A 26,651-nucleotide genomic window follows, 5' to 3' on the forward strand; every position below is an offset into this window, starting at 1 on the left:
TCTTGGCGCGGCAGCAGGGACACCTCCAGCAATCGGGCCGCGAAGTCCGCGCCGACGTCAGAGGGTTGACCACATGTCCAGAGATTATCTTTCCACAACGCGCCGGGGGTTCCTGGGCGCGACGGCCGCGCTGCCTGCGTTGGTCGCCACGGGGGCGCCAGGGCGCGCGGCGGTGGCGGATGACGTGCCACTTGAGCAATACGAGCCGGAGTTCCTGACCCCCGCTGAATGGGCCTTTGTCATGGCCGCGACCGCGCGGATTATCCCGTCCGAAGGCGACGGCCCCGGCGCGCTGGAGGCTCGGGTGCCGGTGTTCATCGACCGCCAGCTGGCCGGGGATTTCGGCGCCGCAGCCGATCTCTACATGGAAGGTCCGTTCGTCCCCGACGCCCCCGAGGAGCTGGGCCCGCAAAGCCCGCTGACCCCGGCAGAGATCTACCGCGGCGCCATTGCCGCATTGGATGCCCGGCTGAAGGCGGGCGGGCGCCCGTCCTTTGTCGAGCGGGACGCCAAGGCGCAGGATGCCTTTCTCACCGATCTGTCGGAGGGCCGCGTGCGGCTTGAGCCGGAGCTGCGCGAATTCTGGGATCTGCTGCTGCAAAACACGCGGGAGGGGTATTTCGCCGACCCGATGTATGGCGGCAACGCGGGGATGGCGGCGTGGAAACATATCGGGTTTCCGGGTGCGCGCGGCAGCTACACCGAATGGGTCGGACGGGCGGAAGACTACCCCCTTGGCCCGGTTTCGATCTCGGGGGAGAGGGGCTGACCATGGCAAGAACCGAACGCAAGCGTGACGTGGTGATCGTGGGCCTGGGCTGGACCGGGGCGATCACCGGCATCGAGCTGGCCAAGGAAGGGCTGGATATCCTGGCCCTGGAACGCGGCCCCGACCGCGCGACCGTCCCCGATTTCAAATATCCGCAGGTCATCGACGAGCTGCGCTTTGGCGAGCGCTATGGCTTCATGCAGCGGCCCAAGGCCTCGACCCTGACGATCCGTCGCACCACGGACGAAACGGCGTTGCCCTATCGGCGGCTGGGTTCGTTCCTGCCCGGTGACGGTGTCGGTGGCGCGGGCATTCACTGGAACGGTCAGACCTGGCGGCCGCAGACCCAGGAATACCGCCTGCGCTCCTATGTGGAAGAGACATTTGGCGCCGACATCATCCCCGAGGGCATGACCATCCAGGACTGGGGCGTCACGGCAGAGGAGCTGGAACCCTATTACGACCGTTTCGAATACATGGCCGGGATCTCCGGGCAGGCGGGTCATGTGAATGGCGAAATCATCGAGGGCGGCAACCCTTTCGAACCTTCGCGCAGCCGCGATTACCCGCTGCCGCCGCTGAAACAGCAAAAGGATTCCATGCTGTTCGCCGAAACCGCGCAGGCGATGGGCTATCACCCGTTCCCGCGCCCCGCCGCCAATGCCAGCGCGCCGCATGTGAACGAATACGGCATGCAGCTGGGGCCGTGCAATTACTGTGGTTTCTGCGCCCGCTACGGCTGTCTGAACTATTCCAAGGCCGCGCCCCAGACCTGCGTTCTGGATGCGCTGAAACGCTATGAGAATTTCGAGTACCGGGTGAATTCCGAGGTTTTGCGCGTCGACCTGGCCCCCGATGGGCAATCCGCGACCGGCGTCACCTATTGGGATGCGGAGACGCAGGAGGAAGTGACCCAGCCCGCCGACCTGGTGATTCTGGCGGCCTATTCGATCCACAATGTCCACCTGATGCTTCTGTCGGGTATTGGCGAACCCTATGATCCCGCGACCGGGCAGGGCACGACCGGGAAGAACTATTCCTACCAGATGAACGGTGGCACGACGATGTTCTTCAAGGATCGGAACTTCAATCCCTTTGCCTCTGCCGGGTCGTCGGGGATGTCGATCAACGATTTCGGGATAGAGCAGATCGACTATGCCGCCGAGGGGTTCATCGGCGGCAGCTACATGACCTGCGGCCATTCCAACGGCCAGCCCATTCGCGGCATCGCCCTGCCCGAGGGGACCAAGGGCTGGGGCGCGGAGTGGAAGCAGGGAGTGGGCGAATGGTACGGCCGCTCCACGGGGTTGGGGTCGCACGGGTCGAACATGTCCTATGCCGATTGCTATCTGGACCTTGACCCGACCTATACCGATCCACATGGCCGCCCGCTGCTGCGCCTGACCTTCGACTGGAAAGACAACGACATCCGCATGACCCAGTTCATGCGCCGCAAGATCGAGGAAATCGTTCAGGCGATGGAGCCCGACACTTGGCAATCCAGCTACAAGGGCGACGGCGCGCGCTACGACGTGCGACCCTACCAGACCACTCATAACGTGGGGGGCGCGATCATGGGGACGGATCCGAACACCTCGTCTCTGAACCGGTACTTGCAGTGCTGGGGGCAGCATAACGTCTTTGTCATGGGGGCTTCGGCCTTCCCGCAGAACATCCAGTACAACCCGACCGGCGCGGTGGGCGCGCTGGCCTATTGGGCGGTGGAGGCGATCGTGAACGATTACCTGCCCGATCCCCGGCCCCTGGTGTGAGGTGAGATCATGAAAACCTTTCTGCGTATCGTTGCCCTTCTGGTCGTGCTGGGGGTCGTGGCCCTGGCGGTCTTCATCCTGTGGCCCGTGTCCCGGACCGATGCGGTGGCCTCCTTCGATGGCGGCACCCCGACCCCGGAGGAGGGGGAATATGCCATGCGGCTGGCCGATTGCGCGGCCTGTCACACGGCGGAGGGCGGCACCCCCTTTGCCGGTGGCCGTCCGATCGAAAGTCCGTTGGGCACAATCTATTCGTCCAACATCACGCCCGATCCCGACACCGGGATAGGCGGCTACACGCTGGCCCAGTTCCGGGGCGCGCTTTACGACGGGCTGGATGACGAGGGACATCACCTCTATCCCGCGATGCCCTATGCCAATTACCGCGCCATCGGAGAGGCGGATGTGCGACGGCTCTACACCTATTTCACCCAGACGCTGGAGCCGGTGAAGAACCCGGTGCCCGACGCCGAACTGCCGTTTCCATTCAACCAGCGGTGGGGCTTGCGGGCGTGGAAATGGGTCGGCCTGCCCGATCCCGGCTTTGCCGAAGTGGCAGAGGCGGGCGCCGATCCGCTGGCGCGCGGTGCCTATCTGGTCGAGGGGCCGGGCCATTGCGGTGCCTGCCATACGCCGCGCAACGCGGTCTTTGCCCAGGCCGGGTTCACCGCGGCGGATGGCGATTTCCTGACCGGCGGAGAGATCGCAGGCTGGACCGCCCCCGCCTTGCGCGGTCCAGGCAGTGCCGTCGACGGGTGGAGCGTGCAGGACATTCGCGACATTCTGGCCACCGGGCGTAACGCGCATGCGGCGATCAACGGCGAGATGCAGCTGGTGGTGCGCGACAGCACGCAGTTCATGACCGAGGACGACCTGACCGCCATCGCGGCTTACCTGGTGGACCTCAACGGGGGCGACGCCAGCATCCCGGCGGAGGAAGAGACCGCAGGCGCCGATGCCCGCCCCGCAGGTTTCGCCGAAACACTGACAGCAGAGGCGGAAACCCCGACAGAAGCGTTGCTGAATTCCGCCGATCCGGGGATGGATCTGGGGCCACGGCTATACCTCGACAATTGCGCGGCCTGCCATTTCACCGATGGCGGTGGCGCGGACGAGGTCTTTCCCGAACTGGCGGGCAATGCGCTGGTGACGGCGGACAGCCCGGTGGGCCTGTTGTCGATGATCCTCGCGGGGTCGGAACTGCCTTCCACGGCGGAACGGCCCTACGCCCTGCGGATGCCCGGTTTCGGCGACCGGTTGTCGGATGACGAGGTCGCGGAGCTGGCGAATTTCCTCCGCTCCGGTTGGGGCAATGAGGCGGCGCCAGTTGTGGCATCCGACGTGACCGATCTGCGCGGCGCGACCAATACGGCGCCGCATTAGGGGCGCGGCATGGGCCAGCGGGGGCGACGTGATGCGCCCTGTCCTTGGCTCCTGCGATTGACGCCCCGAGGTTGACGCCCCGAAAGCACCTGCGCCCCCGTCCGGATTGGATCGGGGGCGCAGCGCTTTTCAGGGCCCGGCCTCCCGAGGGGCGCACGGGCGGGGCCGATCAGTTCAGCACGTCATCCGGGTCCAGCCGGACGGCGCCCTGGCTGGCATTGCCAACCAGCGCGGCATAGGCCCGCAGCGCGCGGCTGACCTGACGCTTGCGCGGCTCCGCCGGGCGCCAGGCGGCGGGGCCCTTTGCCTCCATCGCGGCGCGGCGGTCTGCCAGGATGCTGTCTTCCACGGCCAGATGGATGGTGCGGTTGGGAATATCGATCTCCACCCGGTCGCCGGTTTCGACCAGCCCGATCAGGCCGCCCTCTGCCGCCTCGGGAGAGACGTGGCCGATGGACAGGCCCGACGTCCCGCCGGAAAAACGGCCATCGGTCAGCAGGGCACATTCCTTGCCCAGCCCTTTGGATTTCAGGTAGCTGGTGGGATAGAGCATCTCCTGCATCCCCGGCCCGCCGCGCGGTCCCTCGTAACGGATGATGACAACCTCGCCGGCCGCGACCTTGTTCGTCAGGATGCCGTTGACCGCGTCATCCTGACTTTCGAACACCTTGGCGGGGCCGGAGAATTTCAGGATACTGTCGTCCACGCCCGCCGTTTTCACGATGCAGCCGCTTTCGGCGATGTTGCCGAACAGGACGGCCAGCCCGCCGTCCTTGGAAAACGCATGTTCCACTGATCGGATCACGCCGCCCTGGCGGTCATCGTCCAGCGCCTTGTAGCGGTTTTCGGTCGAAAACGCCTGTGTGGTGCGCACCCCGCCGGGTGCGGCGCGGTACAGGTCGCGCACCTGCGGATCGGTGGCGGTGACGATGTCCCATTTGGCGATCGCCTCGGCCATCGTCGCGGAATGCACCGTCGGCACGTCGCCATGGATCAGCCCGCCGCGCAGCATTTCTCCCAGAATCCCGAAGATGCCACCGGCGCGGTGCACGTCTTCCATGTGCACATCAGGGACCGAAGGCGCGACCTTGCACAGCACGGGCACCTTGCGGCTGAGCCGGTCGATATCGTCCATGGTGAAGTTCACGCCGCCCTCATGCGCGATGGCCAGCAGGTGCAGCACCGTGTTGGTCGACCCGCCCATGGTGATGTCCAGCGACATGGCGTTTTCGAATGCCTTGAACGACGCGATCTCGCGGGGCAGCTGGCCGGGGGTTTCGTCCTCGTAATGCGCCTTGGTGATCTCCACGATGCGGCGCCCGGCCTCCAGAAACAGGCCCTTGCGGTCGGCATGGGTGGCCAGGGTGGACCCGTTGCCGGGCAGGGCAAGGCCCAGAGCCTCGGCCAGGCAGTTCATCGAATTGGCGGTGAACATGCCCGAACAGGAGCCGCAGGTGGGGCAGGCGTTCTGCTCGAACTCCGCGACCTGTTCGTCGGTGTAGCTGTCATCGGCGGCCACGACCATCGCGTCCACCAGATCCACCGCGCGTTCCAGATCGTCCACCGTGACCTTCCCGGCCTCCATCGGGCCGCCGGAGACAAAGATGACGGGGATGTTCAGGCGCATCGCAGCCATCAACATACCGGGGGTGATCTTGTCGCAATTGGAAATGCAGACCATCGCATCGGCACAATGGGCGTTGACCATGTATTCCACGCTGTCGGCGATCACCTCGCGCGAGGGCAGGGAATAGAGCATCCCGTCATGGCCCATGGCGATGCCGTCATCCACGGCGATGGTGTTGAATTCCTTGGCCACGCCTCCGGCTGCCTCGATCTCGCGGGCGACCATCTGGCCCAGGTCCTTCAGGTGGACGTGGCCAGGCACGAACTGGGTAAAGGAGTTGACGACGGCGATGATCGGCTTGCCGAAATCGCTGTCGGTCATGCCGGTGGCCCGCCACAGGCCCCTTGCCCCTGCCATGTTGCGACCATGGGTGGAGCGGCGGGAGCGGTAATGAGGCATTGGCTGGGTTCCGTGATTGGCGATGCGTCTGGGCGTCGGGTTTCTGGTGCACGGATCTGTAACCCTCTGCGCGGGCGGTGCAACCTTTTACGTGGTTTTGGGTAGGGGTGGGGCGCCCCGGTCACGGGCCGGCGCACCCCGGTGGGGGGCTCAGCCGTCCTTTGGGTCGTCGGGATGGGGGAGGTTGACGAACCAGCCGCCGACGCATTGGGTGGACAGGTCGGCGGGATCGGCGGGCGGGGTCTTGGCCTCCATCTCGGCGCGATACGCCTCCGTATTGTCCTGCGGCTGGTAGCCCAGATGCCCGGTGGAGGACATGTCCACCGGCTTGACCCGGTTGTCGGAAATGCCGAAGGCGATGGTGTGCCCGACATGCGGCGCGGTCAGGCTGGCGCTGACCAGCCGGATCAGGTCGTCAAAGCTGAGCCAGGACCACAGCATCCGCCGGTCGGCCGGTTCGGGAAAGGAGGAGAAGATGCGGATACAGGCGCTTTCCACACCGAACTTGTCCCAGTAGAGGCTGGCCAGCGCCTCTACAAAGCATTTCGACACGCCATACAGCGAATCGGGACGCACCGGCGCATCGGTGTCGATGTGATCGGCCAGCCGGTGATAACCGATGGCATGGACGGAGGAGGCAAAGACCACCCGTTTCACACCATGTTGCCGGGCACCTTCGTAAATGTGGTAGCCACCCTGAATGTTGGAGGCCAGGATCTCCTCCCACGGGTGTTCCTGCGGCGCGCCGCCGAGATGCACGATGGCGTCGCACCCCTCGATCGCGGCCATGGTCGCAGCCATGTCGGCCAGGTCGAAGATTGCGGCCTCCTCGTGGGGGGCCAGGTCGGGGATCTCTGTCCGGTCGGCCAGACGCAGGGTGTCGGCCAGCGGCGCCAGCCCGCGGCGCAATTCGGTGCCCAGGCGACCCGCGGCGCCGGTGATCAGGATCTTCTTGAACGGTTTGGTCATGGCGGTCTCCTGCCTGTCATTGGGTCCGGGTGAAACGGTAGCGCAGCTGGTGGCGATAGTCCTCCCCCGGGCGCAGGGTCGCGTCGGGGAAGTCGGCACGATTGGGCGCATCGGGCCAGGCCTGCGGCTCCAGCGCGACGCCCGCATGGGGGCCATAGGTCCGACCGTCGAGCCCCGGCAGCGCCTCGATATGACCCGCGTCGTAGACCTGTAGCCCGCATTCGGTCGTCGCCACCTCCACCGACAGGGACGGGCCGTCCAGCCGGGCCACCGGGCGCAGGGTGCCGCGCGGTCCCGCCAGACAGAAGTTGTGGTCAAATCCGCCGGGTCGCAGCGGGCGGGACTGGCGGAAATCGAACCGCGTACCGCTGACAGGGGCGGGCAGTCCGTCGGGGATGCCGCTGCCGGTCACGGGCAGGTAATGATCCGCATGGAGTGTCAGCCGGTGATCCAGAACATCCGCGCCGCCCAGCGTGAAGTAGCTGTGATGGGTCAGGCTGCACGGCGTCGGCGCATCGCTGCGCGCCCACAGGTCGAAGGCCAGCGTGCCGTCGCCGGGCAGGGCGCAGGTGGCGCGGATGTCTATCCGACCCGGGAAACCCATGTGCCCGTCCGGCAGGGTCAGACCCAGCGTCGCGGTCTCGGGCCGGTGATCCAGCACCTGCCACAGGCATTGCCCCGTGCCATGGGTGCCACCATGCAGCGTGCCGCCGGGATCGTTGCGATCGGTGTGATACGTCACCCCGTCCTGGGTGAACCGCCCCCCCGCGATGCGATTGGCGAACCGCCCGGTGATCGCCCCGAAATAGAGCATCGGCCCAAGGTAGGGCGCCAGATCCGGCGCGCCCAGAACCAGCGGGTGATCCACGCCATCCAGCCGCAGATCCTGCACCACCGCGCCCCAAGTCAGCAGCCGTGCGGTCAGCCCGCCACCCGCCAGGGTCAGCGCCTCGACCGTCTGACCATCGGGAGTTGTGCCAAAGGGAGTGCGGGACATTGCAGGGCCTTCTGCGGGAACAGGCGGCCGATCTGTCTCACGCCGCGCCCGCGCGGGCAAGCGCCCCTCCCTCAGCCGGAGGAGATAAGCCGCGAAAACAGGCGGAACGGCAGGAACCGCCCCAGGGTGAAGACCCAGGCGAAGGGCCGGGGAAAGTTGCGCACCCAACCGTGCCCGTCGATCAGGCGCAGGACATCGGCGGCGGCCTCCTCCGGCTGCTGGATCTGGGGCATGTTGAAATCGTTCTTGTCGGTCAGGCGGGTGCGGATGAAGCCGGGATTGGCCAGTTGGACCTCGACCCCGGTGCCACGCAGATCTGTCAGCATGTTCTCGGCCAGATGGTTCACCGCGGCCTTGCTGGCGCCATAGCCGATGACGCCGGGCAGCCCGCGAAACCCGACCAGAGATCCGATCAGCACAACATGGCCCGACCCGCGCCGCACCCAATGCGGCACGACATGGCCCAGTACGCGCAGGGCACCGAGGAAATTGGCCTCTGCCATCTTCACGGCGGTTTCGGGTTGCCAGTCGGGGGCGCTCATCGGTTCGTACAGGCCCACGGAATAGACCAGCCCATCGGCCAACTGCCCCGCCTGGGCGGCACGGGCCACGGCTGCGGCGTCGGTCACGTCCAGAGGCAGGGCGGTGGCGTCCAGCTCATCCGCCAGCGTCGCCAACCGGTCCGCGCTTCGGGCCGACAGGATCAGCCGGGCGCCACGGGCCTGCATCTGCCGGGCGATCTGTTCGCCCAGTCCGTCACTGGCGCCGATGATCCAGTAGGTTTTCCCCTTCAGATCACGCATGGCGGATCTCCTGGTCGGGATGTTCAGGCATGGGCCAGTTCCACCTGCACTACATCCGTCTGCCCGACCTCGAAGGACGCCGCGCAGATGCCCAGGTAATAGCGCCACGACCGCAGGAACCGTTCGTCATATCCCAGCCCCTTGATCCGGGCGATCTCCGCATCCAGACGGTCCAGCCAGATCCGGCAGGTGCGGGCGTAATCCTCCCCAAAGGAGAACGAATTGCGCGCCACCAGCCCGGCGCCCCGCGCGGCGCTGGCGATTTCGCCATCCGACAGCAACATCCCGCCCGGAAAGGTATGTTGCCGGATGAAATCGGAGCCCTTGCGATAGGTCTCGAAATAGCTGTCGGGCACGGTGATCGCCTGCACCACGGCTTGCCCGCCCTCTGCCAGGCGGGATTTCATCGTGGCAAAGAAGGTCGGCCAGTAGCGTTCGCCCACCGCCTCTATCATCTCGATGGAGACGATACCGTCATAGCGCCCCTGCGCCTGCCGGTAATCGCGCAGCTGGATATCGGCGCGCCCGTCCAGCCGCGCATCGGCATAGCCCTTCTGCGCCGGCGAAATCGTCAGTCCGGTGACATGCTGCCCCCGGTCGGCGGCGCGTTCGGCGAACCCGCCCCAGCCACAGCCGATCTCCAGCAGGCGCTCGCCGGCGACCCGATCCAGAATGCGGTCGTATTTGCGATGCTGCGCGCGGGTCAAGTCGTCGTCACCGGGCGCGAACAGGGCCGAGGAATAGGTCATCGACGGGTCCAGCCACAGCTGAAAAAACTCGTTCCCGACGTCGTAATGGGACCGGATATTGCGCGCCGCGCCGCGCCGGGAATTGGCGCGCAGGATGCGGTCCACCACGCGAAACGCCAGCGATTGCATCGGTCCCGCATAGGCATAGGCACGGAACTGGTCGAGGTTCAGCAGCGCCAGCCGCGTCAGATGTTCGATGGAGGGCGTATCCCACAGCCCGGCGACATAGGCCTCCCCCAGACCGACATCGCCCTTGGCCAGCGCGGCGGAAATGGCGGCCCAATCGTTGATCTGCAATTCCGCCCAGGGATCGCCCCGGCCGAAATCGTGGGCCTCGCCCTCCGGGGTGATGACGCGCAGGCTGCCCTGCCGGATCTTGGCGCAGGTGGACAGGAATTCCATACGTATGCGTTTGGTGAGGTAGGCCATCAGGTGATTTCCTCTGTCGGTGGGGCGGGGCGCGTTCTATAGGGCGCGCCCTTCAGTTTCAGCTTCAGCGCCTGCCAATGGATCAGCGCAACCACCCGCAGCGCCCAGGCTGGTCGGCGGATCAGCGCGGCCAGCAGGCCACGGCTGGTCAAAGGCCGCAGGGGTCCTGACAGCGTAGCATGGAGCCCGGCGTCGCCATCGCGAAAATCTATCACAATTCTCAGCTTCTCGGGACGGATGTCGAACTGGAAGGTGTAGTCTCCCGCGATCTGCTGAAACGGCGAAACATGCAGCGCCTTGCGCGCCGTCAGCCGGTCCGTCGCGGTGATGGGCGCGAAATCCGGCAGCGCACAGAAATAGCAGTGCCGGTCCCCGAAGGTGTTGTTCACCTCGGCGATGACCGCGTGAAGATCGCTGCCGCGCCAGGCCAACCAGAAGGATACCGGGTTGAACACCGCCCCTATGAAGCGCGGCTGGGTCAGCAGCTGCAGACGCAGCTCCTTGGCCCCCGGCCCGACATCGGCCCCGTTGCGCGCCAGCACCTCCCGCACCCAGGCGGCGCCGCGCCCGGCCCCGGGCGGCCCGCCATGGGACCGGTCGTGGACCGAAGCGAGGTTCCAGCGATTGCGCGAGAACAGCCAGGGGCCGCGCCGGGCCTCGGGGTCGATCAGCACATAATCCACGCCATAGCGAAACGCATTGCCGATCGCCCCGCGCCGGGTATGCGTGGTGTGGCCCGGCAGGTGCAGGGGCGCGCGTGCGCCGTGGTCGTCGGGGGGCGCGGTCATCCGTCCACCGGCTGCGGATCCAGCGCCCGCGCCACCCGCACGGCGGAGGCGAACCCGTCCTCGTGGAACCCGTGCCGCGCCCAGGCGCCAGCGAACCAAGTGCCGTTGCGCCCCTGCATGGCGCGGATCTGGTCCTGCGCGGTCATTGCGGCGCGGTCGAAAACCGGGTGGCGAAGCGTGACGGCGTCGTAAGTCAGTTCGTCCGGCACGTCCCGGCAAGGGTTGAGAGAGACGAACAGCGGATCGTCCTGTGGAATGTTCTGAAGCCGGTTCATCCAGTAGGTCACGCCGATGCGCGGTTCTTCCTGACGGGTATCGGCCTTGTAGATCCACGAAGACCAGCAATCGCGCCTGCGAGGCATCTGCGCGGCGTCACGGTGCAAGAGAACGCGATTGTCCTGATAGCGGATGGCGGACAAGGCCCGGGTTTCCGCCTCTGTCGGGCGGGCCAGAAGACGCAGGGCGATATCGGTATGGGTGGCCATGATGACCTGATCGAACTGCTCCAGCTCTGCCCCCTGGGTCGCGATACGGGGGCCGATGCCGCCGCGATGCACGGCGGTGACGCGGGTGCCGGTTCGGATGTCGCAACCACAGGCGCGCAACCGGGTTTCCAACCGCCGGACATATTCGATACTGCCGCCCGAGACGGTCCACCATTGGTGTTGCCCGGTGGCGGACAACAGCGCGTGATTGCGGAAGAACCGCACCAGCGACCGCGCCGGAAAGCCCATGATCCGGTCCGGCGGGGTGGACCAGATCGCCCCGCAGATCGGCGTCAGGTAATAGCGTCGGAACCAGGGGCCCAGCTTCAACCGCGCGATCAGGCCAGCGACGCTCAACGTCGGATCGGCCTCGGTTTCCGCCTCGGCGCGGGCGTTGAAACGGGCGATGTCGCGGACCATGCCCAGAAAGGCGGGGCGGCCGAGGTTACGGCGCTGGCCAAAGACGGCGCGCAGGGTTTGCAGCCCGTATTCGATGCGCCCGTCGTCGATCGTGGCACCAAAGCTCATGTCGCTGCGTTGCGTGGGCACGTCCAGATCGTGGAACATGCGGGTCAGGTGGGGATAATTCACGTGGTTGAACACGATGAACCCGGTATCCACCGGCTGATCCCCGCGCCGCCCGGCCAGCACGGTCCGGGCATGGCCACCCAGGCGCGGCTCTGCCTCGAACAGGGTGACGTTGTGTTGCGGCGACAGCAGGTAGGCCGCGGCAAGGCCGGAAATGCCGCCCCCGATCACGGCGATCCTCTGGGGGCGGTTCGGCAGGGCGTCAAAGGACATGGCGGCTCCGGTTTGTGGATGACAAGAGTACGGGGTTGTCCGGCAAACGGTTCAAAAAAATCGCGCAAAGTGATCCGATGCCGCGCCGGTGCCGTATTCGGTTCATGTTGATTGCGACGGACAGGCCTGCGACACTCCCACCGCCCGGTGCGCCCCGCTTTGCGGGGGGACGGGTTCGCACGGGGGGCAAGGCGCGGGTGACAGACGATTACAGCGAGCAGACGCAATGGATGCTTGCGGTGCGCGATCAGCGCAGTCAGGCGGATTTCGCCCGGCTGTTCGATCACTACGCTCCGCGACTGAAGGGCATGCTGATGCGGTCCGGCGCCGGGGCGGCGCAGGCTGAGGATATCGTGCAGGACGTCATGCTTTCGGTTTGGCGCAAGGCACATCTCTACGATCCGACGCGGGCGCAGGTCTCCGGCTGGATCTACCGGATCGCGCGCAACCGGCAGGTCGACATCGCCCGCAAGGCCGGTCGCCCGGAACCGGAACCGATGGAGACAGAAACCCCGCCCGAGGCCGATCCCGGCAATATCCTGGCGCTGGAGCAGGAGGCGCGGGCGCTGCGCTCGGCGCTGGACGGGCTGAAACCCGATCAGAAAGAGGTCATCGCCCGCGCCTATCTGGGGGAGCTGACCCATACCGAAATTCACCAGGCGACCGGCCTGCCGATGGGGACGATCAAGTCCCGCATCCGGCTGGGGCTGGAACGCCTGCGCCACGACCTGAAGGCATTGCGCGAGACATGACCATCACCCACCATATTCCCGAGGCGCTGATCGCCTCTTACGCGGCGGGTACGCTGCCTTATCCGTTCGAATTGGTGATCGCGGCGCATCTGTCGGTCTGCGATACCTGCCGCGCCGAACTGGAAAGCCACGATGTGCTGGGCGGTGCGCTGCTGGACGCCGCCGGCGACGGCGTTGCCGTCAGCGACGGACTGGCCGCTGCCCTGATGGCGCGGCTGGACGAAACGCCGCCGCCCGCACCGGTGCGGCAGGGGATCTACCCCGCCCCAGTGGCACAGGCTCTGGGTGGGCAGCCGCCGCGCTGGCGGTCGCTGGCGCTGGGCGTGAAACAGGCGGTGCTGAGCGATGAAAAAGACGGCAGCGTGCGTCTGCTGTCGATTCCGCCCGGTCAGGCCATGCCCGATCACGGCCATCGGGGGCTGGAGCTGACGCTGGTGTTGCAGGGCAGTTTCGCCGACGAGACCGGGCATTTCGGTGTCGGCGACGTGGAAGTCGCGGACGAAGACCTGGAACACACCCCCGTCGCCGGGCCGGGAGAGGCTTGCATCTGCCTGGCCGCCACGGATGCCCGGTTGCGGTTCAAGGGGATGATGCCCCGGCTGGCACAGCCGTTCTTCCGCATCTGATAGCCGGGCCCGCGCAGCGGGGCGCCGGGGGCTCTTTGGTACTCCGCATCCTGTGTTGCGACAAGATTGGGTAAAGGCTTTGCAGTACGCTCTTATTCATATATCCATGAAGTATGGAAGAAACGATTCCCTCTCAATTGGCCACGTTGGGCCATCCGCAGCGGCTGGCCGTCTGGCGCCTGCTGATGCGGCGCTACCCCGATGCCATCCCCGCCGGTGAGCTTGCGGCAGCGACGGGGCTGAAGGCCTCGACCCTGTCGGTCTACCTGGCGGCGTTGCGCCGGGCAGGAATGATTGAACAGACGCGGGAAGGTACATCCCTTCGTTACAAAGCCTCGCTAGGCACCGCCGAGGATCTGTTGTCCTACCTTTTCGCGGATTGCTGCCGCAGCCGGCCGGAGCTGTGTCTTCCCGGCCTCCCCAATCAGGAGACCCCTGTCATGCCCTATAACGCCCTGTTCATCTGCACCGGAAATTCCGCCCGGTCCCAGTTCGCCGAGGCGCTGCTGCGCGATCTGGGCGGCGATCGCTTCTCCGTCCATTCCGCCGGGACGCGCCCGGCGGGGGAGCCCAATCCCGAGGCCATGGCCCTGCTGGAGGCCAAGGGGCACGACGTCTCGCGCCTGTGGTCCAAGTCGGTGGGGGAATTCCAGACACCCGATGCCCCGGTCATGGATTTCGTCTTTACCGTCTGCGATCAGGCCGCGAACGAGGAATGCCCCCCCTGGCCCGGCCAGCCGGTCAGCGGCCATTGGGGCCAGCCCGATCCGGTCAAGGCCACCGGCACGGAGGCCGAGCGCAAGCTGGCGTTCCAGCAGGCCTACGGCGCGCTGAAGAACCGGATCTCGGCCTTTGTCGCCTTGCCCATCGAACAGCTGGACCGGGCCGCGCTGCAAACCCGCGTGGATGACATCGCAGATACGCGGGGCGAGGCATGACCACCTATGCGATCAACGGCCTGGGCCGTATGGGGAAACTCGCCCTGCGCCCGCTGCTGGAGGGTGGAGCGCGGATCGCCTGGATCAACGACGCGGTCGGCGATCCCGAAATGCACGCCCACCTGCTGGAATTCGACACGGTGCATGGTCGCTGGCCCGCAGACTTTTCCCATGATGCCGACAGCGTGACCATCGACGGCACGTGCATCCCCTTTGTCGGGACGCGCGATCTGTCGGCCCTGCCGCTGGAGGGTGTGGATGTGGTGATCGACTGCACCGGCGTCTTCAAGACCCAGGCAAAGCTGGCGCCCTATTTCGCCGCCGGGGTGAAAAAGGTGATCGTGTCGGCCCCGGTCAAGGACGGGCCGACCGCCAATATCGTCATGGGCGTGAACGATGCCACCTATGATCCGGCGGCACATCACATCGTCACCGCCGCCTCCTGCACCACCAATTGCCTGGCGCCCGTGGTCAAGGTTCTGCAAGAGGGGCTGGGCATCCGCCATGGCTCCATGACCACGATCCACGATGTGACGAACACCCAGACCATCGTCGACCGTCCGGCCAAGGATCTGCGCCGCGCCCGGTCGGCGCTGAACTCGCTGATCCCCACCACGACGGGCAGTGCCACGGCGATCACGCTGATCTACCCCGAACTGAAGGGGAAGCTGAACGGCCACGCGGTCCGGGTGCCCTTGCTGAACGCATCGCTGACCGATTGCGTCTTCGAGGTCTCCCGCGAAACCAGCGTGGAGGAGGTGAACACCCTGTTCCGCGCCGCCGCCGAGGGGGAGCTGAAGGGCATTCTGGGCTACGAGGAACGGCCGCTGGTGTCGTGCGACTACACCAACGACCCGCGATCGGCCATCGTGGATGCGCCCTCTACCATGGTGGTGAACGGGACGCAGGTGAAGGTCTACGCCTGGTATGACAACGAATGGGGCTATGCCAACCGGCTGGTGGACGTCGCCCGCATGGTCGGGGACCAGCTGTGAGCCGAAGACCCGAAGGGCTGAGCGCCTATATCGCCGTCACGGCCTCCTACTGGGCGTTCATGCTGACGGATGGCGCGTTGCGGATGCTGGTGCTGCTGCATTTCCATTCGCTGGGCTTTTCCCCAGTGCAACTGGCCTATCTCTTCGTGCTGTACGAAATCGCCGGGGTGATCACGAACCTGTCCGCCGGCTGGATCGCGGCGCGGTTCGGGCTGACCCGGACGCTGTATGCCGGGTTGGGGGTGCAGGTGCTGGCGCTGCTGGCGCTGGCGCGGCTGGATCCGGGCTGGGCTGTCAGCGCCTCGGTCATCTATGTGATGGCGGTGCAGGGCGCGTCGGGCGTGGCCAAGGATCTGGCCAAGATGTCGTCCAAATCCGCGGTCAAATTGTTGGCGCCGACGGCGCGGGGCGGGCTGTTCCGATGGGTCGCGGTGCTGACCGGGTCCAAGAACGCGGTCAAGGGTGTCGGCTTCCTGCTGGGGGCGGCGCTGCTGGGGTTGGCGGGGTTCGTCCCCTCGGTTCTGGCGATGGCGGCGATCCTGTCGGTGATCCTGCTGGCGGTCATGTTGCGGATGCCCGGCGGGCTGCCGCAGGGTCGCAAGGACGCCAAGTTCCGGGAGGTCTTCTCGAAGAACCCGGACGTCAACTGGCTGTCCTTTGCCCGCGTCTTCCTGTTCGGCGCGCGCGACGTCTGGTTCGTGGTCGGCATCCCGATCTATTTCTACGCCGTGCTGTCGGACGGCAGCGAGGCGGGCAACCGCTTTGCCTTTTTCGTGATCGGCAGTTTCATGGCGGTCTGGACAATCCTCTATGGCGCGGTTCAGGCCTCGGCCCCGCGTCTGCTGCGCGCCGCCACCCGGCCGGAGAGCGAGATCGCTGCCGCCGCGCGCCACTGGACCGCTGCCCTGATCGTCATTCCCGCGCTGCTGGCGGCGCTAGTCTGGTGGGCGGGAGAGCCGGCGGAATGGCTGACGCTGACGCTGATCGGCGGGCTGCTGGTCTTTGGCGCGATATTCGCGGTGAATTCGGCGCTGCATTCCTACCTGATCCTGGCCTTCACCAGCGGGGAGCGGGTGACCATGGATGTGGGCTTCTACTACATGGCCAATGCGGCGGGGCGGTTGTTGGGCACTGTCGCCTCGGGCGCGACCTACCAACTGGGCGGCTTGCCCGCCTGCCTGGGCACCGCCGCGCTGTTTCTGGTGCTGTCGCGGATCGGCGCCGGTCGGTTGGGCCCGCGCGGCACCGCCGCCCCGGCTTGACGCCGCTTGCATCCCTCCCGCCTCCGCGCCACCTTGCGGGGGAGGGAGGGACCACAATGTTGCAGGGTATTCGTATCGTCGAGATCGAGGGCATCGGCCCCGGTCCCTTTGCCGCCATGACGCTGGCTGATCTGGGTGCGGAGGTCATCGTGATCCATCGCCCGGAGGTGCCCGAGGCGAAAGGCCACGGCGGGCCGTCTCTGCTCGACCGGGGCAAGAAATCCGTCACCCTGGATCTGAAAGATCCCGCGCAACAGGCGCAGGCGCTGGCCCTGATCGCCCGCGCCGATGGCCTGATCGAGGGGTTCCGCCCCGGCGTGATGGAGCGGCTGGGATTGGGGCCGGAGGCTTGCCACGCCGCCAACCCGGCGCTGGTCTATGGCCGGATGACGGGCTGGGGCCAGGAGGGGCCGCGCGCGCAGCAGGCCGGGCATGACCTGAATTACATCGGTGTCTCCGGCGCGCTGTGGTACGCCGCGCTGCCCGGTCAGCCCCCGGTGACACCGCCCACGCTGGTCGGGGACATCGGGGGTGGGGCGCTCTACCTCGCGATGGGGATGCTGGCGGGTCTGTTGAAGGCGCGGGCGACGGGGCGGGGCAGCGTCGTGGATGCCGCGATCGTCGATGGCTCTGCTCATATGATGAACCTGCTGATGTCCATGGCCGCGCAGGGCGGTCTTTCGACGGAGCGGGGGAAAAGCATGCTGGACGGGCCGCATTGGTCGCGCAGCTATCTCTGTGCCGATGGCGGTTGGATGGCCGTGCAGGCGCTGGAGGCGAAATTCTACGCCCTCTTTCTCGACCGGATGGGACTGTCCGAGGATGCCGATTTCATCCGCCAGCATGACAGCAGCCTGTGGCCGCGCCTGGCCGAACGGCTGGAGGCGCTCTTTGCCCGGCATCCCCGCAGCCACTGGGAGGCGCTGTTTGACGGGCTGGACGCCTGCGCCGCCCCGGTCCTTTCGCCCCGCGAAAGCGCCGCGGACCCGCATATGTCCGCGCGGGAGATTTGGGCGGAGGGCCCCGGCGGATTGCAGGCCGCGCCCGCGCCCCGGTTCGACGGTCAGCGTGCGACCCCCGCCGACCCGCCCGAACGCGGCCAGCATCAGGAGGAGATTCTGGCCCTTCTGGCGCAAGACGCGGCGCAATAGCGCGCGGGCGCGGTCAGGACAGCGAGAAATCGGGTGCATCCCTGCGGTGAAAGCGCCGCGAGGTGCCATGCCCCTGGACGCGGTGCTGGGCATTGTGGAAGGCAGGGCAATCCCGGTGGGGGATGTCCGTCTGTGGGCGGTGGGCGGTGGGCGGCTCGAGCCGCTGCCCCTGAACATGTCGCCTTGCCGCTGCGATGGCAGGGCGGTTGAGCAGAGATCGGACCGGGTCGGCGCGCCCTCCCGGTGGGCTTGGCCCCAAGCCGCCGCCATCCCTTAAGCCAGAGCCGCGCCGGTTGCGCTTGGCCGGGCAGCCGCATTGCGATGTGCGGGGCGATCAGCCCAGCAGGCCTGTGGCCTCCCGCCGGCCGGCGCGGTCGTGATCGCTGGCGGCGTCCACGGCTTCGTGCTGGTCGGCGCGGTCCATGCCGGCGCGGGCGGCAGTGACCAACGCCCGAAAGATGGCGCGCTGGCGGTGGGCGTAGAACAGGTGCTCGGGATGCCATTGCACGCCCAGCATGAAGGGATCGCGCACCCGCTCAACCCCCTGGATCATCCCGCCACTGTCGCGGGCCGCGACGCGCAGGTCGGTGCCCAGAATGCAGACCGCCTGGGAATGCAGCGCGTTGACCCGCATCGGTTTCGCCCCCGCGACCTGCATCAGCCGGGTGCCGGGTTCGACGCGGACCCGTTTGCGCGGCAGGATGGTGCGGTAGAGGCGGCTGTTGGTATAGGTGGCATAGGCATCCTGATCCAGCGTGCCGCCCAGGGCCACGTTGATCATCTGGCTGCCCCGGCAGATGCCCAGCACGGGGGTGTCCTGTTGCAGGGCCTCCTGCACCAGCTCCTGCTCCAGCTTGTCGCGGGCGGGGTCGAGGCGGGCGGCGCTGACCAGTTCGCCGCCGTAGAGATCGGGGGAGATGTCGTCGCCGCCACCGATCACGATGCCATCTGCGCGTGAGACATCCATGCGCCGCCCGGCGCCCCAGCGGATCGCCCGGCCACCAGCCAACCAGATGTTCAGCGCCACCAGCGGAAAGATCCGCCAGCCCGACCTTTGGGAGGTCGTCACCCCGATAACCGGTCGTCTCACCGCAGGTGGCCCATGTCGGTCACTCCGGCGCCGGCCAGCAGGTCGCCGGTGCGCCGCGCCCAATGGGACCGGCCCAGTGTGATGGCACCGTGATCGTCCAGCCAGCCGTTGCACAGAGTGTCCAGCAGGGCGTCGTCCGCGGCGATTGTCTCCACCAGGTGCCAGCGGCGCCATTCGTGGCGCAGGGACCAGCCGTCTTCGTCGATGCGGCTGTCGGGCAGGCGAAAGTGGAACGCCGGACGGGCCGAGACGGAGTGCCCCTGGCCCAGGGCCTGGGTCACCGCCTCTGCGTTGCGGTGGGCGAGGATGGGCAACATGTCCAGCCCGTGATTGCGCGACGGCGCGTGGTGCAGGTAGGTCTCCGACACGTCGCGCAGAGACGCATCGGCCCCCGCACGCGCCAGCGCCCGGACCAGTGACGTCGGATAGGGCGCGGTAAAGGGCAGCAGTCTGCGGCTGTCGTCGATGGGATGGGCGTGGCGCATCCAATCCTCGATCAGGGCATAGGCCAGCAGAGGCCGGGTGACGCCCGGCGGGTCCATGCTGGCCACCGAGACGTTCAGATGCACGCCGAAACCGTAGATCAGCGCGGCACTGGTGCCCTTCGCCCCCGCCTCGCGCAGCTGGTGGCACAGCTGGTCCAGGTGGCCAAGATCCGCCATCGTCAGCGGTTCGGTGACGATTTCCACCGGGATGGCATCACGGCCCAGTTGCAGGCCACGGGCGACCATCGCGTTCTCGGCTTTCTTGCGCAGGGCAGTGTCCAGGTAGACTTGCAGCTTGCCCAGCCGGGTGTCTTCCAGCGTCCAGTCGGCGCCATCCTGGCGCGCGGTGCCGCCCAGGTGGCGGGTCAGCAGCTTGGCCACCGCATCTTCGTGCAGGCCGGAGAATTCGATCTCCACCCCGCATCGGCGCGGGGCGCCGTCGGCGTCACCCGCCTGCGGCAGAGAGGCAAAGGCATCGGGTGTCTTGGTCGCGTCACGCATCGGCGGGACAACGCGCGGGGCGCGAACCGGTTCCATGCAGCGGCGCCGTCGCGCGCCGCAATGGAGGCGCCACCGGGCCGGTTCCCCGTGGCCGCCCGTCCCCCGCATCGGGAGCGGGACGGCTCAGGCGGTGCCGGTCTCTGCCGCGATCTGGGCGCGGGACTTGCGTGCCCGTTCGGTGGCGGATTTCAACTGACCGCAGGCGGCCATGATGTCCTCGCCACGGGGGGTGCGGATCGGGCTGGCATATCCGGCCTTGTAGACGATATCGGCAAAGGCCTCGATCCGCGACCAGTCAGAGCGTTCATAGGGTGCGCCGGGCCATTCGTTGAACGGGATCAGGTTGATCTTGGCCGGGATGCCGGAGATCAGGCGGACCAGCCGGCGGGCGTCCTCGTCGCTGTCGTTCACGTCCTTCAGCATCACGTATTCAAAGGTGATGCGCTCGGAATTCGACAGGCGGGGGTAGTCTTTCAGCGCGGACAGCAGGGTTTCGATGTTCCACCGCTTGTTGATCGGCACCAGCTTGTTGCGGACCTCGTCGGTGGTGGCGTGGAAGCTGACGGCCATCATGCAGCCGATCTCTTCGGCGCAGCGGGCGATTTCGGGCACCACGCCCGAGGTGGACAGGGTGATCCGGCGGCGCGACAGGGCGATGCCTTCACCGTCCATGGTGATCTTCATCGCGTCGCGCACATTGTCGAAATTGTAGAGCGGCTCTCCCATGCCCATAAGGACGATGTTGGACAGCAGGCGGGTTTCGTTGCGCGGCGCGCCGGGTTCGGGCCATTCGCCCAGATCGTCGCGGGCCAGCATGATCTGGCCGACGATTTCCCCGGCGGTCAGGTTGCGCACCAGTTTCTGGGTACCCGTGTGGCAGAACGAACAGGTCAGCGTGCACCCGACCTGAGAAGAGACGCACAATGTGCCGCGGTCGGCTTCGGGGATATAGACCACCTCTACCTCGTGACCGCCGGCGATGCGCACCAGGTACTTGCGCGTCCCGTCGGCAGAGACGCTGCGCGACACCATTTCCGGCAGGCGGATCTGGAAATTTTCCGCCAGCAGGCGCCGGTAATCCTTGGACAGGTTGGTCATGGCGTCGAACTCGCGCACGCCCCAATGGTAGATCCATTGCCAGACCTGGTTGGTCCGCATCTTGGACTGTTTCTCGGGGGTGCCGGCGGCGATCAGCGCGTCCCGCAACTGGTCCCGCGTCAGTCCGACAAGGTTGGGCAGCCCCTCCTCGGCCTTGCGGGGCAGGGTCAGCACGTCCTGGGTGATCGGCGCCTGGATGTTGGTCCGGGCGGTCGGGGTGTCAGTGGTGGCTGTGGTCTTTGCTGCGGGCGCGTCCATGGGTGCACTCCTTTGGAAGTCCCCCCATATATGTGACTCGGCGGCGAAAGTGAACACATCGCCGCCGGGATCGTCAGTTGCAGCGTTTCTCCGCGTCCTCGACAGCGGCGGTAAAGCCGAGAAGGGAGAACGTATCCTTGGTCTTGGTCCCGCGCGAAGAGACGGCCGACAGGATCGCCGACGACCCGCGCTTGAGCGAGGCGAGGATCTTGGCATCGTCCGAGGGGGAAGCAGGCCAGGCCCATTCGCCTTCGGTGAACAGCTCGTATTCGGTGCCGTCCACGTTCAGGTTGACGGTGGAATTGGGCGCGAAGGGATAGCCGCCGGTAAAGGACACCTGCCCGGCCACGTTGGCGCCGGGGCGGTAGAACGCCATCAGCAGAATGTCGCTGCGGCGGACGGAAACGACGCGCCCATCCTTGGTGTTCACCGTTTCCTTGGGCGCGGAAACGGCCCAGCATTCGCGCGGATCCGATTCCTCGAAGACGCTCCAGTCCGTTTTGGCACCGACCTGGCTATCGCTGAATTGTTGCGCAACGGCCATCGGCGCGGCCAGCATCAATGCGGCCACGGCCCCCAGAAAACGTGATGTCATTTGTCCAGCCTCCAAGCTGTCCTCTGCCTCTGTCCGCCCGTGCCTTCGCGGCTTTTTCACCGGGCCAATTCCTTACGACATTGCAACATTTGCCTGAAATCTGCCACATGCGAAAGACCGATTGGCAAAAATTCGCGTGAGCTGAAGGAGAGCGACATGGGCAAGGCACAGCTTCTGGTCGAGGTGACGCGGGACAACCGCGTCGAAAGCCGCCACATGGGGCATGCCGTGGTGGTCGGGCGCGGCGGCACGGTGCAGCGCGCCTGGGGGGATCCGGCTGCGGTGATCTATCCCCGGTCGTCCTGCAAGATGGTGCAGGCACTGCCCCTGATCGAAAGCGGTGCGGCGGATGCGGCGGGTCTGGAACAGCGCCATCTGGCCCTTGCCTGCGCGTCGCATAATGGGGCTGCGATCCATACCGACCTGGTGACAGAATGGCTGGGTGGGCTGGATCTTGGCGAAGATGATCTGCGCTGCGGACCGCAGGAACCCGCCGATATTCCCGCCCGTGACGATCTGATCCGCAGCGGCGGTACGCCCTGCCAGATCCACAACAACTGCTCCGGCAAGCATTCCGGCTTTCTGACCCTGAACCGCCATATGGGCGCCGGGCCGGATTACGAGAAACCCGACCACCCCGTGCAACTTGCCGTCCGGGAGGCGTTCGAAGATGTGACGGGGGAGGACAGCCCCGGCTACGGCATCGATGGCTGTTCGGCGCCGAATTTTGCCACGTCGTTGACCGGGTTGGGCCGGGCGATGGCGTTTTTCGCCGATGCCCACAACCACACCGGCGTCCGCGCCCATGCCGCTGCCCGTCTGGTTGAGGCGATGCATACCCATCCCGATCTGGTGGCGGGTGAGGGTCGGGCCTGTACCACGTTGATGCGCGCCATGAACGGCGTCGCGATCAAGACAGGCGCCGAGGCGGTGTTTGTCGGTATTCTGCCGGAACTGGGCCTGGGCATCGCGCTGAAGATCGAGGACGGCGGCACCCGCGCTGCCGAATGCGCCATTGCGGCGATCCTTGCGGATCTGGGGGTGCTTGACGGCAACGGCACAGCGGCGCGCCATTATCTGGACGCGCCGCTGTTGAACCGTCGGGGGCTGGATTGCGGACGGGTGCAGGCCGCGCCCGGTTTTCCCGGCTGAAGACACGTCGCCCTGGCCATGTGACAGGCCGGGGCGACGGGAGTGAAGGCGGACGGGCGGCAGTCAGGCGCCGCCGCCCCGGCGCTGTCACTCCACCGTGGTTTCCAACCCCTCCGGCTGGCCCACCACGACGAATTGCAGATCCTCCGCCCGCAGCCGATCGGCGGCGACACGGTTCACATCCTCCAGCGTGACGGCGTTGACCCGGTCGTTGCGGGTGTCGGCGTAATCTATGGGGAAGCCCTGTTCCTGCATCCCGACCAGGATGCTGGCGATCCGTTCATTGCCATCGAACCGCAGCGGGTAGGCGCCGGTGATGTACTTTTTGGCATTTGCCAGCTCTTCCTCCGTCACGCCCTCGGCGCTGATGCGGGCCCATTCGTCGCGCACGACCTGTATCGCCTCGGCCATACGGGAATTGGCGGAGGCCATCATGCCCTTCCACATCTCGGCCGAATCGCCGTCCGACAGCCAGGTGGAGACGCCATAGGTCAGGCCGCGTTTCTCCCGTACCTCCTGCATCATCCGGCTTTCGAAGGAGCCGCCGCCCAGGATGGTGTTCAGCACGTAGGCAGCAAAGAAATCCGGGTCGGTCACGTCGATCCCCTCGTGGCCCCAGATCGCTTCGGATTGCGGGGTGTCGTAGGGGATGACGGTCACGCCGGGGGTCAGCGTCAGATCGGCGCGCGGTGGCAAAGGGGCGCCGCCCTCGGGCAGATCGCCCAGCAGGCTGTCGAGCAGGGTGCCCAGCTCCTCCGGAGTGATGTCGCCCACCGCGCCGATGGTCACGCGGTCGCGGACAAAAGCGTTGCGATGCGCGGTCACGATATCGTCGCGCGTCAGGGCGGCGACGCTGTCCAGCGTGCCCTTGCGCGACGACCCGTAGGGATGATCGCCAAAGGCCAGCCGGTCGAACGTCTCGGAGGCGATATCGCCGGGATCCTTCTGATCGCCCCGGATGATCGACAGCACCTGTTGGCGCACCCGCTCCACCGCGTCATCGGGGAAGGAAGGGGCGACGATGCTGCCCTTCAGCAGGTCCATCGCGGCGGCGCGGTTTTCGGTCAGGAATCGGGCATCGACGCTGAGCGTATCGTCATGGGCGCTGTAGTCGAAACTGGCGGCCAGGCTGTCGACCGCGCGGGCAAAGTCGCGGCTGTCCATCCCGGCGGTGCCTTCTTCCAGCAGGCCGGACATCAGGTAGGTGGCGCCGCGTTTGCCCGGCAGGTCCAGCGAGGTGCCACCAGCGAAATGCAGGCGTAGCGCCGTGAAGGGGATGGAGTGGTCCTCCACCAGCCAGGCGGTCAGCCCGCCGGGGCTGGTGACTTCCTGTATATCCACGTCGGCGCGGGCGGGCAGGGCGGCAAGAAAGACAAGCGCGGGCAGCGCCAGCAGGGTCAGGACGGTGCGGATCATTGGGGCGCCTCCTCTCCCGTCAGCCAGCCGGTGACGGAGCGTTGCGGTTGAAAGACGTCGCGGGCGGCGGCGATGATCTGATCCTCCGTCACATCCTGAAGAATCTGCGGCCAGTCCTGCACATCCTGCACGGTCAGCCCCTGAGACAGGGCAGAACCATAGAGCCGACCCAGACCGGCGACGTCATCGCGGGCATAGATCTGTTCGGCGCGCAGTTGCATTTTGATCCGGTCCAGATCCTCGGTCTTCACGCCCTCCTCGATGAACCGGGCCAGGGTGGCGTCCAGCGCATCTTCGGCTTCTTGCAGGGTGGTGTCACCGGCGGGGACGATGAACACACCAAAGGTCGTGTCGTCCAGGTTGGTGGATTGGTACCAGGCCGAGGTGTGCAGCGCGACCTGCCGCTCATGCACCAGCTGTTCGGTCAGGTAGCCGGTCTGCCCGTCGCCCAGCAGCGCCGACAGCAGAACCAGCGCAGCCGCCTGTTCCTGCGCGCCCGGATCGCGTTCGGGGGCCAGGTAGGTCCGGGTGACATAGGGATCGGCCACGCGCGGATCGCTGTTGACCAGGCGCCGCGCGGCGGTTTGCGGCGGCTCCTGCGGGCGGGTCCGTTCGGGCAGATCGGGATTGGCGGGGATCGGGGCGTAATGGGTCTGAGCCAGGGCGCGGACCTCTTCGGGGGTGACGTCCCCGGCGACCACCAGGATGGCGTTGTTGGGCGCATAATAGGTTTGGTAGTAATCCAGCGCGTCCTCCAGCCCCAGATCCTCCATCTCGTGACGCCAGCCGATCACAGGGATGCCGTAGGGATGGTTGAGGTATTGCGCCGCCGTCAGCTGTTCGCGGAACAGCGCGCCGGCGGAGTTTTCCACCCTCTGATTGCGCTCCTCGATGATGACTTCGCGCTCGGTGGCGATCTCCTCTTCACCGAGGCGCAGGTTGACCATGCGGTCGGCCTCCATCTCCATCACCAGGCCCAGGCGGTCGGCGGCGATGCGTTGGTGGTAGGCGGTGTAATCCTGCCCCGTAAAGGCGTTGTCGGTCCCGCCATTGGCGGCGACGGTGGCGGACAGCTCTCCGGGGGCGAGAGTATCGGTGCCCTTGAACAGCAGGTGTTCCAGGAAATGCGCCACGCCCGATACGCCCGGTTTCTCATCCGCGGCACCGGCGCGGTACCAGACCATGTGCACGACGACGGGGGCGCGGTGATCTTCGACCACCACCACCTGCATGCCGTTGTCGAGGGTGAAATCAGTGACGAGGTCGGTCAGGTCCGCGTCGGGGGCCGCCTGCGCGGCCACCCCCCAGAGCATGACCATCCCGGCGGCAAAACTTCTCAGCATGAACGATCCTTCCCTTCCCTGATCGGGATCCGGCTCCCATGCGGAACCGGGGGCAGGATACGGGCCGGGCCGGGAACGGCAACCGGGACGCACGCGGTTGTGACGCCGCACCAGTCACGGCTGGGTGATCGGGCGAATGTCCGCCACCCCGGCAGGAAGGGGCGAGAGGCCGGGGTCGTGGATCAGTGGATCGACACGCCGGGCAGGGGCAGGCTGCCGCCGCCGCCCGTCTCGCCGTCATAGAACGGCGTCATCTGTGCCACGATCACCGCGTTCTCGGCGGCGGCGCGGTCCATCAGGGCGCGTTCCTCGTCGGGGATGTCGTGCCCTTCGGCCAGCCGTTCGGCCAGGGTGCCGTAGCCGGTGACATCCAGCGGCGCGAGGTCGGCCTGCTTCAGGATGGCGACGGTTTCGCGCACCGCCTCGGCCTCGTCCACGCCGGTGGCATAGCAGACCAGCGCCGCGCCGGTGGCGCCTTCGGGCAGGCCGTCGCCGCCCTTGCGACCGACTTCCACCAGCAGGGTGTAGACCTGCTGTTTCGCCTTGGGCTTGTCGGGCTTTGTCATCGTCGTCTCCGTTGCGCTGTCGCGCCTCCCCTACATGGCGTGGCGGCCAAGCAAAAGCCCCGGCGCAATACGCCGGGGCTGGTGCTGTTGCGAAAATGCGCAGCGTCGGGGTCAGGCGCGGCGAATGGCGCGGTAGCCCCCGATCAGGATGCAGGCGCCGATGACGCCGATGATCAGCTGACCGATCCAGCCGCCAAGAGTGCTGCCCACCACGGTCAGCAGCAGGAAATTCAGCACCACGGCGCCGACAATCCCCAGGATGATGTTGGTCAGCAGCCCGTGGTCGGCCTTCATGATCTTTTCGGCGATCCAGCCCGCCAGGGCGCCCACGATGATCGCGGCAAGCCAGCCCAGTCCTTCCATTGGTCTTGTCCTTCCGTGCGAAATGCGATGTTGCAGGGCCAACGCCGGGGCCGGGACGGAGTTCCGCCCGCCTGTCCCGCTGCCATGCA

Annotated in this window: 25 protein-coding genes; 10 read left to right on the top strand and 15 right to left on the bottom strand. The window is 66.7% G+C overall.

The window, feature by feature from the left end; translation table 11 throughout:
* The first annotated feature begins 73 nt into the window (after positions 1-73).
* The 3 genes from G5A46_RS06625 to G5A46_RS06635 are packed head-to-tail and all read left to right on the top strand — an operon-like array spanning position 74 to position 3,924.
* Positions 74-769, top strand: a complete 696-nt coding sequence (locus G5A46_RS06625; protein WP_163848451.1) for a gluconate 2-dehydrogenase subunit 3 family protein — start codon at positions 74-76, stop codon at positions 767-769.
* A gap of 2 nt (positions 770-771) precedes the next feature.
* Positions 772-2,541, top strand: coding sequence for a GMC family oxidoreductase (locus G5A46_RS06630; RefSeq protein WP_163848453.1), 1,770 nt, complete (start codon positions 772-774; stop codon positions 2,539-2,541).
* Between the two features lie 9 nt (positions 2,542-2,550).
* Positions 2,551-3,924 carry a cytochrome c gene (locus G5A46_RS06635; RefSeq protein ID WP_163848455.1) on the top strand — a complete coding sequence of 458 codons (1,374 nt, stop codon included), beginning with the start codon at positions 2,551-2,553 and terminating at the stop codon, positions 3,922-3,924.
* 169 nt (positions 3,925-4,093) lie between these two features.
* Here G5A46_RS06635 and ilvD read toward each other — a convergent pair whose 3' ends face one another.
* The 7 genes from ilvD to G5A46_RS06670 form a co-directional block, all read right to left on the bottom strand.
* Entirely contained in the window at positions 4,094-5,950 is a 1,857-nt protein-coding gene (gene ilvD / locus G5A46_RS06640; RefSeq protein WP_163848457.1) for a dihydroxy-acid dehydratase, read from the bottom strand.
* A gap of 150 nt (positions 5,951-6,100) precedes the next feature.
* Positions 6,101-6,919, bottom strand: coding sequence for an NAD-dependent epimerase/dehydratase family protein (locus G5A46_RS06645; RefSeq protein WP_163848459.1), 819 nt, complete (start codon positions 6,917-6,919; stop codon positions 6,101-6,103).
* 16 nt (positions 6,920-6,935) lie between these two features.
* A complete protein-coding gene (locus G5A46_RS06650; RefSeq protein WP_163848461.1) occupies positions 6,936-7,916 on the bottom strand; it encodes an aldose epimerase family protein in 981 nt (326 codons plus the stop codon).
* A gap of 71 nt (positions 7,917-7,987) precedes the next feature.
* A complete protein-coding gene (locus tag G5A46_RS06655; RefSeq protein WP_163848463.1) occupies positions 7,988-8,719 on the bottom strand; it encodes an SDR family NAD(P)-dependent oxidoreductase in 732 nt (243 codons plus the stop codon).
* 23 nt (positions 8,720-8,742) lie between these two features.
* On the bottom strand, positions 8,743-9,897 hold the full coding sequence (locus tag G5A46_RS06660) for an SAM-dependent methyltransferase (protein WP_163848466.1): 1,155 nt from the start codon (positions 9,895-9,897) through the stop codon (positions 8,743-8,745).
* Positions 9,897-10,685: a DUF1365 domain-containing protein gene (locus G5A46_RS06665; RefSeq protein ID WP_163848468.1), complete on the bottom strand. Its 789-nt coding sequence runs from the start codon at positions 10,683-10,685 to the stop codon at positions 9,897-9,899. The genes G5A46_RS06660 and G5A46_RS06665 overlap by 1 nt, the downstream gene beginning before the upstream one ends.
* Positions 10,682-11,971 (bottom strand): NAD(P)/FAD-dependent oxidoreductase, encoded by a 1,290-nt coding sequence (locus G5A46_RS06670; protein ID WP_163848470.1) that lies wholly within the window; start codon positions 11,969-11,971, stop codon positions 10,682-10,684. Before G5A46_RS06670 ends, G5A46_RS06665 begins: the two co-directional genes overlap by 4 nt.
* Before the next feature lie 230 nt (positions 11,972-12,201).
* On the opposite strand from G5A46_RS06670, the gene G5A46_RS06675 reads away from it, so the two are divergent.
* The 6 genes from G5A46_RS06675 (at position 12,202) to G5A46_RS06700 (ending at position 17,695) form a co-directional block, all read left to right on the top strand.
* Positions 12,202-12,723, top strand: a complete 522-nt coding sequence (locus G5A46_RS06675) for a sigma-70 family RNA polymerase sigma factor (protein ID WP_163849913.1) — start codon at positions 12,202-12,204, stop codon at positions 12,721-12,723.
* Positions 12,720-13,349 carry a ChrR family anti-sigma-E factor gene (locus tag G5A46_RS06680; protein ID WP_163848472.1) on the top strand — a complete coding sequence of 210 codons (630 nt, stop codon included), beginning with the start codon at positions 12,720-12,722 and terminating at the stop codon, positions 13,347-13,349. The genes G5A46_RS06675 and G5A46_RS06680 overlap by 4 nt, the downstream gene beginning before the upstream one ends.
* A 113-nt stretch (positions 13,350-13,462) precedes the next feature.
* On the top strand, positions 13,463-14,287 hold the full coding sequence (locus G5A46_RS06685) for an arsenate reductase/protein-tyrosine-phosphatase family protein (RefSeq protein ID WP_163848474.1): 825 nt from the start codon (positions 13,463-13,465) through the stop codon (positions 14,285-14,287).
* Complete coding sequence (locus tag G5A46_RS06690; protein WP_163848477.1) at positions 14,284-15,282, top strand: ArsJ-associated glyceraldehyde-3-phosphate dehydrogenase; 999 nt, start codon at positions 14,284-14,286, stop codon at positions 15,280-15,282. Before G5A46_RS06685 ends, G5A46_RS06690 begins: the two co-directional genes overlap by 4 nt.
* Complete coding sequence (gene arsJ / locus G5A46_RS06695; RefSeq protein WP_239520648.1) at positions 15,279-16,544, top strand: organoarsenical effux MFS transporter ArsJ; 1,266 nt, start codon at positions 15,279-15,281, stop codon at positions 16,542-16,544. Before G5A46_RS06690 ends, arsJ begins: the two co-directional genes overlap by 4 nt.
* Positions 16,545-16,600: 56 nt before the next feature.
* Positions 16,601-17,695 (top strand): CaiB/BaiF CoA transferase family protein, encoded by a 1,095-nt coding sequence (locus G5A46_RS06700; protein WP_163848481.1) that lies wholly within the window; start codon positions 16,601-16,603, stop codon positions 17,693-17,695.
* 334 nt (positions 17,696-18,029) lie between these two features.
* Here G5A46_RS06700 and G5A46_RS06705 read toward each other — a convergent pair whose 3' ends face one another.
* The 4 genes from G5A46_RS06705 to G5A46_RS06720 all read right to left on the bottom strand — a co-directional run bounded on the left by G5A46_RS06705 (position 18,030) and on the right by G5A46_RS06720 (position 21,722).
* Entirely contained in the window at positions 18,030-18,785 is a 756-nt protein-coding gene (locus G5A46_RS06705; protein WP_163848483.1) for a gamma-glutamyl-gamma-aminobutyrate hydrolase family protein, read from the bottom strand.
* Positions 18,782-19,807, bottom strand: coding sequence for an amidoligase family protein (locus G5A46_RS06710; RefSeq protein WP_239520649.1), 1,026 nt, complete (start codon positions 19,805-19,807; stop codon positions 18,782-18,784). Before G5A46_RS06710 ends, G5A46_RS06705 begins: the two co-directional genes overlap by 4 nt.
* Positions 19,808-19,894: 87 nt before the next feature.
* On the bottom strand, positions 19,895-21,127 hold the full coding sequence (gene rlmN / locus G5A46_RS06715) for a dual-specificity RNA methyltransferase RlmN (protein WP_163848485.1): 1,233 nt from the start codon (positions 21,125-21,127) through the stop codon (positions 19,895-19,897).
* A gap of 73 nt (positions 21,128-21,200) precedes the next feature.
* The gene (locus G5A46_RS06720) at positions 21,201-21,722 is read right to left on the bottom strand and encodes an invasion associated locus B family protein (RefSeq protein WP_163848486.1); all 522 of its coding nucleotides are present in this window, start codon (positions 21,720-21,722) and stop codon (positions 21,201-21,203) included.
* Positions 21,723-21,878: 156 nt separating this feature from the next.
* On the opposite strand from G5A46_RS06720, the gene G5A46_RS06725 reads away from it, so the two are divergent.
* A complete protein-coding gene (locus tag G5A46_RS06725) occupies positions 21,879-22,874 on the top strand; it encodes an asparaginase (RefSeq protein ID WP_163848488.1) in 996 nt (331 codons plus the stop codon).
* A gap of 87 nt (positions 22,875-22,961) precedes the next feature.
* Here the strand turns inward: G5A46_RS06725 and G5A46_RS06730 are convergent, their stop codons facing one another.
* The 4 genes from G5A46_RS06730 to G5A46_RS06745 form a co-directional block, all read right to left on the bottom strand.
* Complete coding sequence (locus G5A46_RS06730) at positions 22,962-24,290, bottom strand: M16 family metallopeptidase (RefSeq protein WP_163848490.1); 1,329 nt, start codon at positions 24,288-24,290, stop codon at positions 22,962-22,964.
* Complete coding sequence (locus tag G5A46_RS06735; protein ID WP_163848492.1) at positions 24,287-25,633, bottom strand: M16 family metallopeptidase; 1,347 nt, start codon at positions 25,631-25,633, stop codon at positions 24,287-24,289. Before G5A46_RS06735 ends, G5A46_RS06730 begins: the two co-directional genes overlap by 4 nt.
* Before the next feature lie 182 nt (positions 25,634-25,815).
* The gene (locus G5A46_RS06740; protein ID WP_163848494.1) at positions 25,816-26,199 is read right to left on the bottom strand and encodes a hypothetical protein; all 384 of its coding nucleotides are present in this window, start codon (positions 26,197-26,199) and stop codon (positions 25,816-25,818) included.
* A 111-nt stretch (positions 26,200-26,310) separates the two neighbouring features.
* The gene (locus tag G5A46_RS06745) at positions 26,311-26,562 is read right to left on the bottom strand and encodes a GlsB/YeaQ/YmgE family stress response membrane protein (RefSeq protein ID WP_163848496.1); all 252 of its coding nucleotides are present in this window, start codon (positions 26,560-26,562) and stop codon (positions 26,311-26,313) included.
* Between the last annotated feature and the right edge of the window lie 89 nt (positions 26,563-26,651).

The organism is Pseudooceanicola aestuarii, assembly GCF_010614805.1.
Taxonomy (GTDB): domain Bacteria; phylum Pseudomonadota; class Alphaproteobacteria; order Rhodobacterales; family Rhodobacteraceae; genus Pseudooceanicola; species Pseudooceanicola aestuarii.

Bases quoted from the DNA above. Each gene is read 5' to 3' on its own strand.
- G5A46_RS06625 (WP_163848451.1), top strand. From the start codon at position 74: ATGTCCAGAGATTATCTTTCCACAACGCGCCGGGGGTTCCTGGGCGCG.
- G5A46_RS06630 (WP_163848453.1), top strand. From the start codon at position 772: ATGGCAAGAACCGAACGCAAGCGTGACGTGGTGATCGTGGGCCTGGGC.
- G5A46_RS06635 (WP_163848455.1), top strand. From the start codon at position 2,551: ATGAAAACCTTTCTGCGTATCGTTGCCCTTCTGGTCGTGCTGGGGGTC.
- ilvD (WP_163848457.1), bottom strand. From the start codon at position 5,950: ATGCCTCATTACCGCTCCCGCCGCTCCACCCATGGTCGCAACATGGCA.
- G5A46_RS06645 (WP_163848459.1), bottom strand. From the start codon at position 6,919: ATGACCAAACCGTTCAAGAAGATCCTGATCACCGGCGCCGCGGGTCGC.
- G5A46_RS06650 (WP_163848461.1), bottom strand. From the start codon at position 7,916: ATGTCCCGCACTCCCTTTGGCACAACTCCCGATGGTCAGACGGTCGAG.
- G5A46_RS06655 (WP_163848463.1), bottom strand. From the start codon at position 8,719: ATGCGTGATCTGAAGGGGAAAACCTACTGGATCATCGGCGCCAGTGAC.
- G5A46_RS06660 (WP_163848466.1), bottom strand. From the start codon at position 9,897: ATGGCCTACCTCACCAAACGCATACGTATGGAATTCCTGTCCACCTGC.
- G5A46_RS06665 (WP_163848468.1), bottom strand. From the start codon at position 10,685: ATGACCGCGCCCCCCGACGACCACGGCGCACGCGCGCCCCTGCACCTG.
- G5A46_RS06670 (WP_163848470.1), bottom strand. From the start codon at position 11,971: ATGTCCTTTGACGCCCTGCCGAACCGCCCCCAGAGGATCGCCGTGATC.
- G5A46_RS06675 (WP_163849913.1), top strand. From the start codon at position 12,202: ATGCTTGCGGTGCGCGATCAGCGCAGTCAGGCGGATTTCGCCCGGCTG.
- G5A46_RS06680 (WP_163848472.1), top strand. From the start codon at position 12,720: ATGACCATCACCCACCATATTCCCGAGGCGCTGATCGCCTCTTACGCG.
- G5A46_RS06685 (WP_163848474.1), top strand. From the start codon at position 13,463: ATGGAAGAAACGATTCCCTCTCAATTGGCCACGTTGGGCCATCCGCAG.
- G5A46_RS06690 (WP_163848477.1), top strand. From the start codon at position 14,284: ATGACCACCTATGCGATCAACGGCCTGGGCCGTATGGGGAAACTCGCC.
- G5A46_RS06700 (WP_163848481.1), top strand. From the start codon at position 16,601: ATGTTGCAGGGTATTCGTATCGTCGAGATCGAGGGCATCGGCCCCGGT.
- G5A46_RS06710 (WP_239520649.1), bottom strand. From the start codon at position 19,807: ATGGAACCGGTTCGCGCCCCGCGCGTTGTCCCGCCGATGCGTGACGCG.
- rlmN (WP_163848485.1), bottom strand. From the start codon at position 21,127: ATGGACGCGCCCGCAGCAAAGACCACAGCCACCACTGACACCCCGACC.
- G5A46_RS06720 (WP_163848486.1), bottom strand. From the start codon at position 21,722: ATGACATCACGTTTTCTGGGGGCCGTGGCCGCATTGATGCTGGCCGCG.
- G5A46_RS06725 (WP_163848488.1), top strand. From the start codon at position 21,879: ATGGGCAAGGCACAGCTTCTGGTCGAGGTGACGCGGGACAACCGCGTC.
- G5A46_RS06730 (WP_163848490.1), bottom strand. From the start codon at position 24,290: ATGATCCGCACCGTCCTGACCCTGCTGGCGCTGCCCGCGCTTGTCTTT.
- G5A46_RS06735 (WP_163848492.1), bottom strand. From the start codon at position 25,633: ATGCTGAGAAGTTTTGCCGCCGGGATGGTCATGCTCTGGGGGGTGGCC.
- G5A46_RS06740 (WP_163848494.1), bottom strand. From the start codon at position 26,199: ATGACAAAGCCCGACAAGCCCAAGGCGAAACAGCAGGTCTACACCCTG.
- G5A46_RS06745 (WP_163848496.1), bottom strand. From the start codon at position 26,562: ATGGAAGGACTGGGCTGGCTTGCCGCGATCATCGTGGGCGCCCTGGCG.